General features: G+C 42.9%; 1 protein-coding gene. It reads left to right on the forward strand.

Annotation, left to right across the window (positions count from 1 at the left end; genetic code table 11):
* Nucleotides 1-94: 94 nt before the first annotated feature.
* On the forward strand, nt 95-401 hold a 307-nt coding region (locus GPK90_RS19790), incomplete at its 3' end, for a transposase (RefSeq protein ID WP_215703094.1).

Raw genomic sequence — 401 nt, forward strand, 5'->3', positions numbered from 1 at the left:
GGGGCTGTCGCACTAACGTGCGGCAGCTCATTTCATATTCCCAACACAAAACGCCGAGCTTCGAAAAGCCCGGCGTTCGTGGTATAATCAGTTTATGCGACTAAACAAAATAATACAGAGAGATTATACCTCTTTTTCTCTGTATTATCAAATCAAACTTCCGCTGGATTTAGAGATTTCTATTCCATCTGATGATCCAGTTCGTCTGGTAAGTGCCTTTGTGGAGGAAATGGACCTTTCTGAACTGTATAAAACTTACAGCAGGATCAGAAAAAATCAGGCAACGCCGCGTCAGATGCTGAAACTCGTCATCTATGCAGTAATGAATCGAACCTACTCAAGCAGGGATATCCAAAAGGCATGCAAACGGGATATCAACTTTATGTACCTCCTGGAAGGAA

Origin of the sequence: Clostridium sp. MCC344 (assembly GCF_018785365.1) — a bacterium.
GTDB lineage: Bacteria > Bacillota > Clostridia > Lachnospirales > Lachnospiraceae > Pilosibacter.